Annotated in this window: 14 protein-coding genes, 1 tRNA gene and 1 pseudogene; 4 read left to right on the forward strand and 12 right to left on the reverse strand. The window is 56.1% G+C overall.

The genetic code is table 11. The features are described 5' to 3' along the window. Positions 1 to 62: 62 nt before the first annotated feature. Complete coding sequence (gene rpoD / locus Q9R34_RS19770; protein WP_434125165.1) at positions 63 to 1,907, forward strand: RNA polymerase sigma factor RpoD; 1,845 nt, start codon at positions 63 to 65, stop codon at positions 1,905 to 1,907. A 62-nt stretch (positions 1,908 to 1,969) separates the two neighbouring features. On the opposite strand, the gene mug is transcribed toward rpoD, so the two are convergent. Further along, complete coding sequence (gene mug, locus Q9R34_RS19775; protein WP_485896001.1) at positions 1,970 to 2,488, reverse strand: G/U mismatch-specific DNA glycosylase; 519 nt, start codon at positions 2,486 to 2,488, stop codon at positions 1,970 to 1,972. Continuing rightward, the gene (locus tag Q9R34_RS19780) at positions 2,485 to 3,075 is read right to left on the reverse strand and encodes a TetR/AcrR family transcriptional regulator (RefSeq protein ID WP_485896003.1); all 591 of its coding nucleotides are present in this window, start codon (positions 3,073 to 3,075) and stop codon (positions 2,485 to 2,487) included. The genes mug and Q9R34_RS19780 overlap by 4 nt, the downstream gene beginning before the upstream one ends. A gap of 132 nt (positions 3,076 to 3,207) precedes the next feature. Here Q9R34_RS19780 and Q9R34_RS19785 point away from each other — a divergent pair, with 132 nt between their 5' ends. Further along, positions 3,208 to 4,002, forward strand: coding sequence for an SDR family NAD(P)-dependent oxidoreductase (locus Q9R34_RS19785; protein WP_485896005.1), 795 nt, complete (start codon positions 3,208 to 3,210; stop codon positions 4,000 to 4,002). Positions 4,003 to 4,232: 230 nt separating this feature from the next. Continuing rightward, positions 4,233 to 4,308 (forward strand) — tRNA-Ile (locus tag Q9R34_RS19790). A gap of 161 nt (positions 4,309 to 4,469) precedes the next feature. On the opposite strand, the gene Q9R34_RS19795 is transcribed toward Q9R34_RS19790, so the two are convergent. From Q9R34_RS19795 to Q9R34_RS19835, 9 genes are all read right to left on the reverse strand, one after another. Beyond that, complete coding sequence (locus Q9R34_RS19795; RefSeq protein WP_014641112.1) at positions 4,470 to 4,811, reverse strand: TA system toxin CbtA family protein; 342 nt, start codon at positions 4,809 to 4,811, stop codon at positions 4,470 to 4,472. A 20-nt stretch (positions 4,812 to 4,831) separates the two neighbouring features. Continuing rightward, the gene (locus Q9R34_RS19800) at positions 4,832 to 5,149 is read right to left on the reverse strand and encodes a type IV toxin-antitoxin system YeeU family antitoxin (RefSeq protein WP_001004647.1); all 318 of its coding nucleotides are present in this window, start codon (positions 5,147 to 5,149) and stop codon (positions 4,832 to 4,834) included. 28 nt (positions 5,150 to 5,177) lie between these two features. After that, positions 5,178 to 5,660 carry a RadC family protein gene (gene radC / locus Q9R34_RS19805; protein ID WP_180837426.1) on the reverse strand — a complete coding sequence of 161 codons (483 nt, stop codon included), beginning with the start codon at positions 5,658 to 5,660 and terminating at the stop codon, positions 5,178 to 5,180. A gap of 8 nt (positions 5,661 to 5,668) precedes the next feature. Then, on the reverse strand, positions 5,669 to 6,127 hold the full coding sequence (locus Q9R34_RS19810; protein ID WP_000211839.1) for an antirestriction protein: 459 nt from the start codon (positions 6,125 to 6,127) through the stop codon (positions 5,669 to 5,671). A gap of 101 nt (positions 6,128 to 6,228) precedes the next feature. Beyond that, positions 6,229 to 6,468: a DUF905 domain-containing protein gene (locus Q9R34_RS19815; RefSeq protein WP_001115184.1), complete on the reverse strand. Its 240-nt coding sequence runs from the start codon at positions 6,466 to 6,468 to the stop codon at positions 6,229 to 6,231. 90 nt (positions 6,469 to 6,558) lie between these two features. Continuing rightward, positions 6,559 to 10,023 (reverse strand): AIDA repeat-containing protein, encoded by a 3,465-nt coding sequence (locus Q9R34_RS19820; protein ID WP_000828064.1) that lies wholly within the window; start codon positions 10,021 to 10,023, stop codon positions 6,559 to 6,561. A 63-nt stretch (positions 10,024 to 10,086) separates the two neighbouring features. Continuing rightward, positions 10,087 to 10,770: a helix-turn-helix transcriptional regulator gene (locus Q9R34_RS19825; protein WP_001135318.1), complete on the reverse strand. Its 684-nt coding sequence runs from the start codon at positions 10,768 to 10,770 to the stop codon at positions 10,087 to 10,089. Positions 10,771 to 10,996: 226 nt separating this feature from the next. Next, the gene (locus tag Q9R34_RS19830) at positions 10,997 to 11,824 is read right to left on the reverse strand and encodes a DUF932 domain-containing protein (RefSeq protein ID WP_000197390.1); all 828 of its coding nucleotides are present in this window, start codon (positions 11,822 to 11,824) and stop codon (positions 10,997 to 10,999) included. Between the two features lie 91 nt (positions 11,825 to 11,915). Further along, the gene (locus tag Q9R34_RS19835) at positions 11,916 to 12,779 is read right to left on the reverse strand and encodes a GTPase family protein (RefSeq protein WP_001581464.1); all 864 of its coding nucleotides are present in this window, start codon (positions 12,777 to 12,779) and stop codon (positions 11,916 to 11,918) included. Positions 12,780 to 12,994: 215 nt separating this feature from the next. Here Q9R34_RS19835 and Q9R34_RS19840 point away from each other — a divergent pair. Beyond that, positions 12,995 to 13,174 (forward strand): annotated as a pseudogene (locus Q9R34_RS19840) (IS5/IS1182 family transposase); the annotation flags it as partial. A gap of 48 nt (positions 13,175 to 13,222) precedes the next feature. Here Q9R34_RS19840 and Q9R34_RS19845 read toward each other — a convergent pair. Then, a partial coding sequence (locus Q9R34_RS19845) for an IS1 family transposase (protein ID WP_001317571.1) occupies positions 13,223 to 13,409 on the reverse strand: 187 nt, incomplete at its 5' end.

Genomic DNA, 13,409 nt, shown 5'->3' on the forward strand with positions numbered 1-13,409 from the left:
GTTATAGTTGGCTCGCTGCCGACCGACACCAATCTAATTAACAGAAGTGTGGATACCGTCTTATGGAGCAAAACCCGCAGTCACAGCTTAAGCTGCTTGTCACCCGTGGTAAGGAGCAAGGCTATCTGACCTATGCTGAGGTCAATGACCATCTGCCGGAAGATATCGTCGACTCCGATCAGATCGAAGACATCATCCAGATGATTAACGATATGGGCATTCAGGTGGTGGAAGAAGCCCCTGACGCCGACGATCTGATGCTGAATGAAAACAGCACCGATACTGACGAAGATGCCGCGGAAGCCGCCGCTCAGGTGTTATCCAGCGTAGAATCTGAAATTGGCCGCACCACCGACCCGGTGCGCATGTATATGCGCGAGATGGGTACCGTTGAGCTGCTGACGCGCGAAGGCGAAATCGACATCGCCAAGCGTATCGAAGACGGTATCAACCAGGTTCAGTGTTCCGTTGCGGAATACCCGGAAGCCATTACCTATCTGCTGGAGCAGTACGACAAAGTCGAAGCGGGCGAATCTCGCCTCTCCGACCTGATCACCGGCTTTGTGGATCCAAACGCTGAAGAAGATCTGGCGCCTACCGCCACCCACGTCGGCTCTGAGCTGTCTCAGGAAGACCGCGACGACGACGAAGATGAAGACGAAGAGAGCGAAGACGACAGCTCCGACGACGATAACTCTATCGATCCGGAACTGGCGCGCGAGAAGTTCGTCGAGCTGCGCACGCAGTATGAAACGACCCGCCTTGTTATCAAGAGCAAAGGTCGCAGCCATGCTGATGCAGTAACGGAGATTCAGAACCTTTCTGACGTCTTTAAGCAGTTCCGCCTGGTGCCGAAGCAATTCGACTACCTGGTGAACAACATGCGCGAAATGATGGAGCGCGTGCGCACGCAAGAGCGCATCATCATGAAGCTGTGCGTTGAACTGTGCAAAATGCCGAAGAAAAACTTCATCACGCTGTTTACCGGCAACGAAACCAGCGAGAGCTGGTTCAAAGCCGCGCTGGCCATGAATAAACCCTGGTCAGAGAAGCTGAAAGAAGTGGAAGAAGATGTGATGCGCTGCCTGCAGAAACTGCATCAGATCGAAGAAGAGACCGGCCTGACCATCGAGCAGGTCAAAGATATCAACCGTCGCATGTCTATCGGCGAAGCGAAAGCGCGTCGTGCGAAGAAAGAGATGGTGGAAGCGAACCTGCGTCTGGTGATTTCAATTGCGAAAAAATATACCAACCGCGGTCTGCAGTTCCTCGATCTGATTCAGGAAGGCAACATCGGCCTGATGAAAGCGGTTGATAAATTTGAATACCGTCGTGGTTACAAGTTCTCGACCTATGCAACCTGGTGGATCCGTCAGGCGATCACCCGCTCTATCGCCGACCAGGCGCGTACCATCCGTATTCCGGTGCATATGATTGAGACCATCAACAAGCTCAACCGTATCTCGCGCCAGATGCTGCAGGAGATGGGCCGCGAGCCGACGCCGGAAGAGCTGGCCGAGCGCATGCTGATGCCAGAAGACAAGATCCGCAAGGTGCTGAAAATCGCCAAAGAGCCTATCTCTATGGAGACGCCGATTGGTGACGACGAAGATTCGCATCTGGGCGACTTTATCGAAGACACCACGCTGGAGCTGCCGCTCGACTCTGCGACCTCCGAGAGCCTGCGTTCAGCCACCCATGACGTGCTGGCAGGCCTGACCGCGCGCGAAGCCAAAGTGCTGCGCATGCGTTTCGGCATCGATATGAACACCGACCATACGCTGGAAGAGGTGGGCAAACAGTTTGACGTTACGCGTGAGCGTATTCGTCAGATTGAGGCGAAAGCGCTGCGTAAGCTGCGCCACCCGAGCCGTTCGGAAGTGCTGCGCAGCTTCCTGGACGACTAATCCGCTCGCGTTAAAAAACCCCGGCTCGCCGGGGTTTTTTATTGCCCTTTTTTCGCCGCTGGCTATTTCACGCCCTGCTGCAGCGCATCATAGAGCTGGCGGTATGCCGCGACGATCTCATCGAGCGAGGAACGGTTCAGCCCGCTGGGATTAGGCAGCACCCAGACCTGGGTTTTACCCATAAAAATGCCCTGTAAGCCCCACTCCACCTTGCGCTGATTAAAAGCGCGCTTGAAGGCGTCCTTGCCGAGGATCGCCAGCACGCGCGGCTGGTAGTTGAGCACCTTGTCGGTCAGGCGCGCGCCGCCGTCGCGCAGCTCTTCAGCGGCCAGCTGGTTCGCCTGCACGGTGGGACGCTCAACCAGCATGGTGATGCCGCAGCCGGTCTCCAGCAGCCGCTGCTCCTCTTCGGGCCGGAGCTGCTCGCGGGTAAAGCCAGCCAGACGGAGCACCTTCCAGAAGCGGTTGCCGGGATGGGCGAAGTGATAGCCGGTGTGCGCCGTGGAGTGGCCAGGGTTAATGCCGCAGAACAGCACTTCCAGACCGGGCGCGATGATATCGCTGATGTTGTGCTCGCTCATGCTGCCTGCTCCAGCCCGGTGCGGCGCTTCAGCGCCTGGCGGCTGCGCGCCAGCATGGCCGCAGAGAGCGCCTGATCCGGGCAGGCGCGCGCCAGCGCCAGCGCGCCGACCATCTCAGCCAGCAGGCTGCTGGCGAGCGCCTCGGCGTCGCGCTGCCCCAGCTCGGCAAGCAGCTCGCCTAACCGCCGCAGCATCGACGTCACGCCCTGGGTAAAGATCGCTTTCGCCTCTTCCGGCAGATGGCCGACCTCGCTGACCAGCGCGGGCATCGGGCAGCCCTCGGCGCGACAGTCGCGATGCGACTCTGACAGGTAGTAGTCGATCAGCGCGTTCAGCTGCGCGGCCGGATCGGCGCCCTGCCACAGCGGCGCCATACGCTGCGTCGAGTCGGTGAACATTTCGGCGATAACCGCCTGCACCAGCGCCTCGCGCGAGTCGAAGTGCGCATAGAAGCCGCCGTGCGTCAGCCCGACGCGCTTCATCAGCGCCGCCACGCCGATGCTTTCCGTGCCGCATTCGCGCATCACCCGTGCCGCCTCATTCAGAATGCGCTGCCGCGTGCGCGCCTTATGGCTCTGTTTATCCATCGCTCGTTTCCCGCTGATAGTTTCTGCTGTTCATAGTAATTATTACGACCATCATATTCCAGCTTGACGATGAATATGACGAACGTCATATTAACTACAAATATGACAACCATCATACAACAGGGGTTTATCATGTCAGCATCATCGCAAGGCTTTGCTTTAATCACCGGCGCATCCAGCGGTATCGGCGCCACCTACGCTCAGCGCCTTGCAGCGCGCGGCTACGATCTGATCCTGGTGGCGCGCGACCAGTCCCGGCTGGAGACGCTGGCGCAGACGCTGCAACAGCAGCATCAGATTGAGGCGCGTATTCTGCGCGCCGATCTGACCGATACAGCTGATTTGCAGCGCGTCGAGCAGGAGCTGCGAGATAACACGGCGATTACGCTGCTGGCGAATAACGCCGGTATGAGCGTGGACGGCGAGTTTATCGATGCGGATATCGATCGTATTCAGACCATGCTGGCACTCAACATCATCGCCCCTACCCGCCTGGCACATGCGGCGGCCAATGCGTTTCGCGCGCGTGGACGCGGTGTGATTATCAATATCGCCTCGGTGCTCTCGCTGATGCATGAGATGTTTAACGGCGCCTATAACGGCAGTAAATCCTTTGTGCTGACGCTGACCCGCTCAATGCAGCGCGAGCTGGCGAACAGCGGCGTCCAGGTGCAGGCTGTGCTGCCAGGTGTGACGCGCACGGAGATCTTTGACCGCTCCGGCACGTCGATCGATGGGGTACCGGCCAGCATGATTATGGAAGTGGAAGAGATGGTGGATGCCGCGCTGGCGGGACTGGAGGCGGGCGAAGCGGTGACTATCCCGGCGCTGGAGGAGATCGCGCTGTGGCAGGAGTATGACCGGGCGCGCGGCGCGATGCTGCCCTATCTTTCGCTGAGCCAGTCGGCGTCGCGCTATCGCGATTGAGAGGTTGGTGCTTAACATTTTTCAGTTGGGAATGTGGGTATGAGTCAGCTTAAAGGCGGATCGGAGCATGTTTGCCTGGCCGCCTTTTCTGTACGTAACAGGTAAAATTTGACCGCGTGTTCTGGAAATGTTTAGTTTAATCAAGCACTCATGTGATGGACGTTTTTTCAGCATCTGGCGCGTGAGTGCTGGATCGCTCTAAACAGATACATTATAATCCCCGCTCCGCTGGCCCCTTAGCTCAGTGGTTAGAGCAGGCGACTCATAATCGCTTGGTCGTTGGTTCAAACCCAACAGGGGCCACCAGATAAAACAAGGAGTTAGATGAGAAATCGTCTAACTCCTTTTTCTTTGGATGCAATTTGGGTCAGGTAATGGGTCAGGTAAGGAATTGCTACCCTGCCCTCTTCATCTCGCTGCCAGCATCCCCGGATAGTGATGAAAGCCAGTAGCACTGCCTGTAATATTCACCGTACCAAATTTTTACGGCTTTGCCGCAACAAGCCAGTTGCCTGCCGTGCTCGCAGAATGTCTACAGCCCGGAGATAAGGGGATTGTTCCTGCCAGCTAAACCCCTTCCTGTCGATACGCACCAGTTCGTATTTTTCCACCAGAAAATTCACGGCATCAGCCAGCGAGATCCCGGCATCGATATGTTCCTGTATAACACGTTCCTTACTGAACGGTGTGTCGTTGAGGGTGAGACCATAGTGCTGTTCCAGCAGGCGTGTCAGTAACATTTTCCAGACAGCCACGGGTGACAGGCAGGGCTTCACCACCCGCAGAGTTGTTGCAGGTAAAGTTTTCATGTTTGCTCTCGTGAAGGTAATTAACGCTGAGTGGGGTAAATGGCGATGTATACGTAGCCGCAACTGCCAAGGGTGTCGGCTTCACAGGTAAAACCGTTGTGGTACAGGGTGACGCAGTGTGTATGGCGAGGATTCAGATCGCCAGTGGTCAGCATCAATTCCATCTGACGGACAAAGTGCGGGAATGCTTCATCCAGCCTTAGACATTCAACGTCACTGAACTTACCGGTGATACTGGCCCGGTCAGACAGATAGTGCAGTCGGTTGCTCTCCTGCACCAGCCGGACACCGAAGCGTGGTGTGACGTCACGCTGCAGGCCCCAGGTCATTTCATTCACTAATGTTCTCCTTTAAGGTAAATGCATCTCACAACAGACCGTGTTCAGCGAACGACAGTATCTGGTTACCACCGACGATAAGGTGGTCCGGAACACGTATGTCCACCAGCGCAAGTGCCTGCACCAGACGCTGCGTAATGGCTTTGTCAGCCTGACTGGGTGTGGTGTCCCTGGAGGGGTGGTTATGCGCCAGTATCACTGCTGCTGCATTGAAATACAGGGCGCGTTTGACCACCTCCCGAGGATGTACCTCGGTGCTGCTAATTGAACCGGTGAACAGGGTTTCGTGGGCAATCAACTGGTTCTGCTGGTTCAGGTACATCACCATGAACTCTTCGCGCTCCAGTCCCGCCATTCTCAATTTCAGCCAGTCACGGGCAGCCTGGGCGGACGTGAATGCCACGCCAGTTTCGCGCAGGTGGTGATCAAGCAGCGTTAAAGCGCGTTTTATCGTGCGTTGTGCAGTCAGCGGAAATGCCGGAGTCTGTGTGGAAAGTAGTTTTTCCATAATGAGTTTCCTTAATCAATAATGCGCAGAATGGCCTGTGACTCGGGGTGTTGCAGGGTGTAGTCCCGCAGGCGGTAATAGTGTGCGGTCATCGCGTCACATTCTGTACGGCAGGCATGGTGGCTATACGCAATCAGGCAGACAGCAATACCTGCTGCTTCTGCACTCATTTGGGCATCGTTACCGTTCAGGCAGTTAAACAGACGCCATGTCTCATCGTTGTCAGGCTCGGGGGACATAAATGCGCCGCCATTGCTGAGGGTGTAGAACGACCAGATACCACCGCTGTAGCCCTCACAGAAGCGGTCCATCCAGGCGAAGATATGCGGCTCCAGGAGTAGCCACTGCGGGATAGCGCCAAAGTACTGTGGCCAGAAATCGATACGCTGTTCATCGGGGACCGGCGTGACGGTCAGTTCAAATTCGGGTTGGTTAGCGGGTGCGAGGTCGTACTGCGTCTGTGTTGTCATGGGCATGTCTCCGTTAATAAAAAACGCCAGCGGCGATGGCTGGCAAATGGGGGAATAAAGCGTGTTCGGGGAGGTGAAATGTGCGGGTAAATGCTTCGCGGTCAGCGGGTGGAGGTGCCTGTACGGATGCCAGAGGTGCGGATGTAGCGGTTAAGACTTTCAGCGGCATCGGGTTCAAAGTTCCATGCCCGCCAGACCATCCGGCCTTCAGTGTCACGAACCACAAGGCGGAAGTGACTGCCCTGGTCGTCTTCGAGGGTGATATTGCTGTACGTGGTAGTGACCGCTTGCGCATGTCTTCGGGTGAAGGGTCCCGGTGGCAGTAAGTGAGATTCAGGCATATGCCTCCTTAAATGCAAAAAGCCCCTGTTGCCAGAGCAACAGGGGCTGTGAGGACTACTGATACCACTCTGGTTAGAGTGGCAGGATTATCAGAAGGTGACTTTCAGTGTGGCCTGACCGTTGTAACCGTCAACGCTGTTACCGCTGACGCTGCGGGTATAACCGCCCTGCACGCCCAGTGTGACATTCTGCCGTACTCGTGCGTCAATACCCGCCTGCAGGTCAAGCGACGTGCCTTTCTGAGACGGGGTGAAGCTGACATTGCTGCCTGCAGTCGCCGTGCCCATGCTCATATCGCCATCGGAACTGAACGTGCGGATGACCGACGGACGTACCCACCAGTTCACCGGAAGCTCACTTGCGCTGCGCTTCATGCTGTCAGCAAACCCTGTGACCGCAGAGGTACCCTGACCGAAGTCCATTTCAGACGAACTGCCAAAACGGATACCGGCGCGGACATGCTGCGCACTGCCGTCACCAAAGTTCACGTAACCGCCGTTGTCATGCCCATCATCCAGAGACAGTCCTTGCCAGATGTACTGCAGTTGTGGCTCCAGCACCAATCCCTGACTGATGTTAAACGGTAGACCGGTTTCCACAGAGGCCAGCCAGCCAGTGCCGTCAGTATCAAAACGGTTATCCGAAGAGTTGGCTTTCAGGCTGTGACGGGAGCCTTGTGCCACGATATCTGCCCACAATCCACTGGCATCATGAACTGCTGTCAGATAGCCGCCGATGCTGTACACCGTGTCACGCACGCTGCCTGCTGCAGAGCGATCGTCGTTTTTCACATCCACCGACGATTGGCCTACTGCGCCATACAGACCAGTGGTTAGGGAAAGTGTACCGGTATCATGCTTGAACAAGTCACCACCAAGCTGCATAAAACCGTAGCTGCCGCTGCTTTCCGGGGTGTCGCCCTGTGCAATGCCGCCGTTACCATCACGCCCGGTATGCCCGCCCTGAATACGTCCCCAGATCCCTTGGTCGTTCACGGCGCTGCTGCGCTGACTGTATGTTCCCGCCAATGCACGGTCGTAATCCATACTCTGCGCAAACAAAGAGGCGTACAGCGCCACTTCGGCACGGTAACCCGCTTCACTGGTGAGGTACCAGTTTTCATCGGCACTGCCGTGGCTCAGGGTGTAGTTGTACGCCCCGGCCTGCAATTTGCGGCCCAGCGCAAAGGCTCCGGCTTCAGTGGTGGCTCCGTTAATCGCATCCACCACTTTGATGCCGTTGCCGGTTGTCGCTAGGCCCAGCCCTGCATCACCGGTATGGGTGAAGTTCAGCCAAGTTTTGCCGGTTGCCTGTCCGCCGTCAATGACCAGCATATCGGTCGGGAAGGCCGGGTCATCAAGACGAATCGACATGTTGATGGTGCCGTTACGGCCCGTCAGATTGGTGACCGTCAGTGTTTCCGGGACAAATTGACTACCGGTGGCTGGAGTAAAACTGATGGTTCCGGCGTTATCGAGGTTATCGAGCACCGATTTCACTGCCGCCCCACGCTGAATATTCCAGCTGGCAGCGCTGTCGAGGGTGACGTCAGTCGGGTCAATCGCGCCGTTCATCACCGAGTTGCCAGTCAGGCGCACTTGGGTACCAGACTGTGCGATGATATCGCTGTTGATGATCGCATTGTTCAGCGCCAGCGTTCCCTGATTCAGGGTTACCTGTGACTGAGACAACGTGCCATTGCTGACCGTCAGGGTACCGTTACCCTCTTTGAGTAATTGCCCGTCACCACTTACCGAACCGCTGATGGCTGCGTTACCGTTGCTGAAGTGCAGTTGTCCGCTATTGGTGGCACTCCCTGTCAGCGATGCACCGTCGCCAAATGTGGTGGTACCAGTAAGCGTGCCACCTTGGGCCACATTCAGTGTACTGCCTGCACCCACTGTGGTGTTATCCGCACTGCCGTTACCCAGTACCGTGAACTGACTGCCGTTATCAAGACGCAGGTTGCTGGCCTTACCGGTTGCGCCGTCAATGCCGAATGCGCCGGTGGTGTTCGTACCGCTGACCGTTGCACCGGTATCGGCAATCAGCACACCGCCGTCATGCATTACGATGTTCTGCGCCTTACCACCGGTCGCGACGGCCAGAATACTGCCCTGATTAACCGTAGTGGTATCGGCGATGCCATTGCCTAGTACATCAAGACGCCCGCCGTTTTCCAGCAGGACATTGGTAGCGATATGCGTGGTGCCATCAATGAAGAAATCCCCAAGACTGTTCGTCCCGGTAACCGTGGAATCGGTGGTCGCCCATAATGCACCGCCCTGTTTGATGACCACATCCGTCGCGGAAGTGCCCGCATCCACCGACAATATGCCATCCGCTTCCACTGTGACGTTATTCGCCGACCCGGCCACTGCCGTTTTCCCGGCAACAGGTTCATCCTGCCAGATGGACACTTCCAGCCGACCACCACGATTCACGACCGAGCCGATAGCTGTACCACCGGCAAAAACCGACTGTACCCCGCCATTATTGATGGTGGTATTTTCCGCACGTCCACCATCCACCATCTGATACGACAGGTCGGTCAGCAATTCGCCGGAGGGTGAATCATCACCGATAGTGGTGTTCAGGGCAGAGCCACCAGCCTGCACACTCTGCGAGGATGCGCTGTTGCCGTTTGCCACCTCGGTGCCAGTACCATTAAGGATAGTGGTATCCGTTGCCGTCGCTCCGTTCTTCACCACCTGCCAGCCGTTCTGGCTAATCACTGTACCTTCGGCGCTGGCACCTTCATGAACGTACTGGAAGCCACCTTCCAGCAGGGTATTAATTGCCGAACCGTGCACACTCTGGTCGCCGTCCGCTTTAATCACTGTGCTGGTAGCGAGGCCACCAGCGGCAATAATCTGACGACCATCGTTATTAATGGTGGTATCAGTTGCGGTACCGGCAACCCACTGCCCGTCGTTGTTCTCTGCATCGGGACCACCCTGTGCTCCGGTATTCACCACACTACCGGTAGCCTGCGCTCCAGCTTTTACCAGCTGAGCCCCGTCTTTATTAATGATCGTGCCGGAGGTAATACCGCCGCTGTGTACCCACTGTGTACCACCGTCAAGCGTGGTATCTGAAGCTTGACCATGCACGCTCTGACCACCACCGCTGTTGACTGTGGTGTCTGTGGCGCTGCCGCCAGCCAGTACACCCTGCAGCCCGCTATTATTAATGGTGGTCTGGTTTGCCACGCCCCCCGTCTGTACCCACTGACCACCGCTGTTGTCATCATTATCAGCACCGAACTCCAGGCCTGTGTTGATGACTGTGTTGTTTGTCTTACCGAAAACGATCTGTGAGTCGTGATTGCCGATCACCGCACCATTGACTACCTCACCGGCCGCTACCGTACGGGTGTTTCCCGGCGCATCATCAGCCAGTGCCGCAGGGCTTGCCACCAGTCCGGCAACTGCCAGCGCGAGAACAGCAGTGCTGCGCTTTCCTTTTGCTTTTGCCAATTCTGAGACAACAACAAATGCTCCCAAAACTTCGTTCCATACCAGCCGGTAGCTGGTGTTCAGGTTTCGCTTCATCATAAATACCTTGTTGTGTGTAGAATTTCCCCTAAAAGGGTATCGGCAAGAAGCTGATTTCCTTTAGGTTGTAGTTATGTTGGTGATTGCCTGTTGAATAAACTGAAAATGCGGCAGTGCTCGGATAAAACTTAAATCTTCTGTCAGTCGGTAAAAGCGCTCGTTGCGTTTAAAACTCTCAGTGAGGGGCTGCACAAGGTGAATATCACTGAGCGAAAACACCACCGGACGGTCGTGATGCTCCGCAACCAAGTACCAGTGGCTCTGCTGGGCAATCAGCCTGTAAGGGGCCAGTCTTTCGCAACGATTTCCGTCAGTCAGCAACGTGACGCGCTGGCAGGTGGTAATAGCCTGTACCAGCCGGTAAAAGGACAGCTGGGTCGCAGGTGAGCCCACAGAAACCGCATCTCCGGTCAGGCAGGGGGCACCCTCGCAGTTCAGCAGCAGGCTCACCAGCCGACGGTCCAGCCCCGGAAAGAGGCCGGCGATGCCGGTACGGTGGGCAAACGTCAGGACATCCAGCTCGCCCTGCGGCCCGGCCCCTGTCCGTAGGCGATAGCAGCCCTGATGGCATTCGAGATCCAGATAAATCAGCCGTTCACGAAAGTCTCTGTAGAGGGTGCGGACTGACACGTCAAACTCGGTCGCGAGCTTTTGCATATCCAGCGTTTCACCCGCTACGAGGCGGCTGATAATCAACGACAGCCTGACCGCCAGTCTGTCGTAGCGACGCTCTGTCGGTGGCATGATGGTTCCTCCGTGCAGGTTAACCGGTTGAAAGACATGAGATTCTAAAGGAGGGGGTTGTCAGGATATGTCTGTTGGAGCCGCTATTTTGAGGAAGGCCTGAAGCCTGAATCTGTCAGGCCTGCGCCATTTTTCGGTGAAATACTCGGCAAAAATTCCCACCAAAAATGACAGGGAGTGTCATTTATTAACACCGCCGTAACGTTATCTGATGCAAAGTGTGAACTCACGCAGGCCGAAAACCACTGAGCATCGCTTCCGCCATCACCCACAGTGCCCGGTTAAGCTTCACATCACCGTCTATGCCCCGCACGGCACGGGTATGCGTGCGCCCGCCTTTTGCGCTACGACCACTGAGCCCGCCCTTAATCAGGTTCTCCTGAATACGCTGGTACGTGGTCCACAGGTCGTTACTCTCATCCTGCCAGCGGCGCGGGGAGAGCACCTGTGACGGCGCAACCGGCTGGTGGTCCTCCCCGAACCGGTACGTCAGTGCAGCCTGTGCCAGTGCCTGTTGCGCAGGAGGCTGCAACAGCAACGACTGCATCGCATCCCGCTTCTCCTCCACACGGTCAAAAATGCCCAGTACCTCATACGCGCCTTCAATTACCTGACTCACCACGTCCCCCTTGTGCGGCACCCGCACCTCGCCAAACGACTCACCACAGACGAGCCCGTTCTGACAAACTGCGCGAAATAGTCCCGGCAACATCTGGTACGAACTGGTGCCATCATGTGAATTCAGCAAAATGATTTCCGGCACCTGCTTACCGGTAATCTGCCCCTCCCGACGAAGGCGCAGCATATGCTTTGTATGTTCACGACGACCCGGGTCACGCACGCGGGTCTGACAGGCAAAGAATGGCTGGAAGCCTTCTCGCTGTAGGCTGTCGAGCAGGGAGATGGTGGGTATATAGGTATAACGCTCACTACGGGACTCGTGTTTGTCCTCACTGAATACACTGGGCACTACGCGAAACAGCTCTTCACGGGTTAACGGACGGTCGCGACGGATAAGGTTTGCTGCGCCAAAGCGCGAAGCCAGACGGGTCATAAGCAGACTCCTCATAATGGGAAAACAAATAAAAGAAATCCCCGTCGCATCGGCGACAGGGGCAGGGAAGTAACAGGGATGGGTTAAATACTCAGAAGAAGAAATCCCAGACGGCACGGGCCACTGACACCACGGTGGTGCGCACGGCCTGAATGACGGCCCGCACCGGGGCGGGTATCAGGGGAAAGGCACTGATGCTATCGAGTACAGCACCGACGGTTTCACCAAAATCGCTACGCGCCTGTTCCCGGACTACCGTCGTGCGAAAGGAAGGCTGGAGTTGCGACACCACCGGGCTGGTGGCCTCACGTGGCAGGCACTTAATCATTCGCTCGGCCATCACCCGCAGTCCCCACTGAAGACGGACCGACACGGCACACACTGGATGTACGGGCTGGAACAGCTCATGCAGCAGACAGATTTTACGGCTGATATTCTGCTTCTGCTCTTTGGACAATGGCCCCCCACCGCTGGTGGGCTCGACCTTATCCGACTGGCTGATAACAAACAGCACCTTATGCCGGTATGCCTCCCCAATCACCTGATGATAAAAGTGCTCATCCACCGCCAGCGCCCGGTCATCGGCCTTAATCAGCCACAGAACCAGGTCGAGCCGGGGGAGTTGTTCGCGATACAGCGCAGCATACTCGGTATCGCGAGCGCCACTTTCGCCTACACCGGGTAAATCCACGACGGTCATATAGCGCTCGCCAACCTGCAGACGAAAGCGTAAAGGTTCACGGGTGCAGGCGGCCACATCGCTGACCGGTGATACCTCACTGGCAAACAGGGCATTGCAGAGTGAGGATTTACCGGCACCGCTCTTACCCATAATGCCGATCACTGGCTCGTAGTCAGTTAACTGGTTAATTTGTTGCAGAATCCGCTCTGTTACCCACTGCGGTAGGCCGGAAAGCGATTGCTGAAATGACTTCAAACCTTCAGAATTTTTCATTACTACTCCTCTGAAAAATAATACAAAAACGGCAGAGTCGTGAGATTCTGCCGTTAGTCGGGTATGTTCAGAGTGATGATATATATCTGAAGATTTTTTCAATCCCCTGCGCTTGAGGTAGCTGCGCGACTGCTGGCTCAGGCAATGAATGAGCTATAACAGGGGCATTTACTAACAGGGATTTATTGAGAGTATGAGCCGCCGTGATACACCTTAAAATCGGCTACCATCTGCGTTCGTTGGCGGAAACGGCGATGTCGCGGATGAAGATGCAGTTCGGAGAACGGTTGTCGCTGCGTGATTACGATGCGCAGGTGGGCGAGGCAAGGGCGCGGGTGAAGGCGTTGAATAAAATGACACTGATGGGTGTACCGTTCAGCGTGCGGATTGCCTGAAAGAGGGGGAACAAGGGCTTTGCCGCATCTCGAGGTAATGACTCCAACTTACTGATAGTGTTTTATGTTCAGATAATGCCCGATGACCTTGTCATGCAGCTCCACCGATTTTGAGAACGACAGTGACTTCCGTCCCAGCCTTGCCAGATGTTGTCTCAGATTCAGGTTATGTCGCTCAATGCGCTGAGTGTAACGCTTGCTGATAACGTGCAGCTTTCCCTTCAGGCGTGATTCA

Source organism: Enterobacter sp. BRE11 (assembly GCF_031844285.1).
In the GTDB taxonomy this organism is placed as follows: Bacteria; Pseudomonadota; Gammaproteobacteria; order Enterobacterales; family Enterobacteriaceae; genus Pantoea.

What these genes read in the sequence shown, in the direction of transcription:
- Q9R34_RS19825 (WP_001135318.1), bottom strand. Translation starts at nt 10,770, where the DNA reads ATGCCACCGACAGAGCGTCGCTACGACAGACTGGCGGTCAGGCTGTCG.
- Q9R34_RS19835 (WP_001581464.1), bottom strand. Translation starts at nt 12,779, where the DNA reads ATGAAAAATTCTGAAGGTTTGAAGTCATTTCAGCAATCGCTTTCCGGC.
- rpoD (WP_434125165.1), top strand. Translation starts at nt 63, where the DNA reads ATGGAGCAAAACCCGCAGTCACAGCTTAAGCTGCTTGTCACCCGTGGT.
- Q9R34_RS19795 (WP_014641112.1), bottom strand. Translation starts at nt 4,811, where the DNA reads ATGAAAACTTTACCTGCAACAACTCTGCGGGTGGTGAAGCCCTGCCTG.
- Q9R34_RS19815 (WP_001115184.1), bottom strand. Translation starts at nt 6,468, where the DNA reads ATGCCTGAATCTCACTTACTGCCACCGGGACCCTTCACCCGAAGACAT.
- Q9R34_RS19785 (WP_485896005.1), top strand. Translation starts at nt 3,208, where the DNA reads ATGTCAGCATCATCGCAAGGCTTTGCTTTAATCACCGGCGCATCCAGC.
- Q9R34_RS19780 (WP_485896003.1), bottom strand. Translation starts at nt 3,075, where the DNA reads ATGGATAAACAGAGCCATAAGGCGCGCACGCGGCAGCGCATTCTGAAT.
- Q9R34_RS19820 (WP_000828064.1), bottom strand. Translation starts at nt 10,023, where the DNA reads ATGAAGCGAAACCTGAACACCAGCTACCGGCTGGTATGGAACGAAGTT.
- Q9R34_RS19830 (WP_000197390.1), bottom strand. Translation starts at nt 11,824, where the DNA reads ATGACCCGTCTGGCTTCGCGCTTTGGCGCAGCAAACCTTATCCGTCGC.
- mug (WP_485896001.1), bottom strand. Translation starts at nt 2,488, where the DNA reads ATGAGCGAGCACAACATCAGCGATATCATCGCGCCCGGTCTGGAAGTG.
- Q9R34_RS19810 (WP_000211839.1), bottom strand. Translation starts at nt 6,127, where the DNA reads ATGACAACACAGACGCAGTACGACCTCGCACCCGCTAACCAACCCGAA.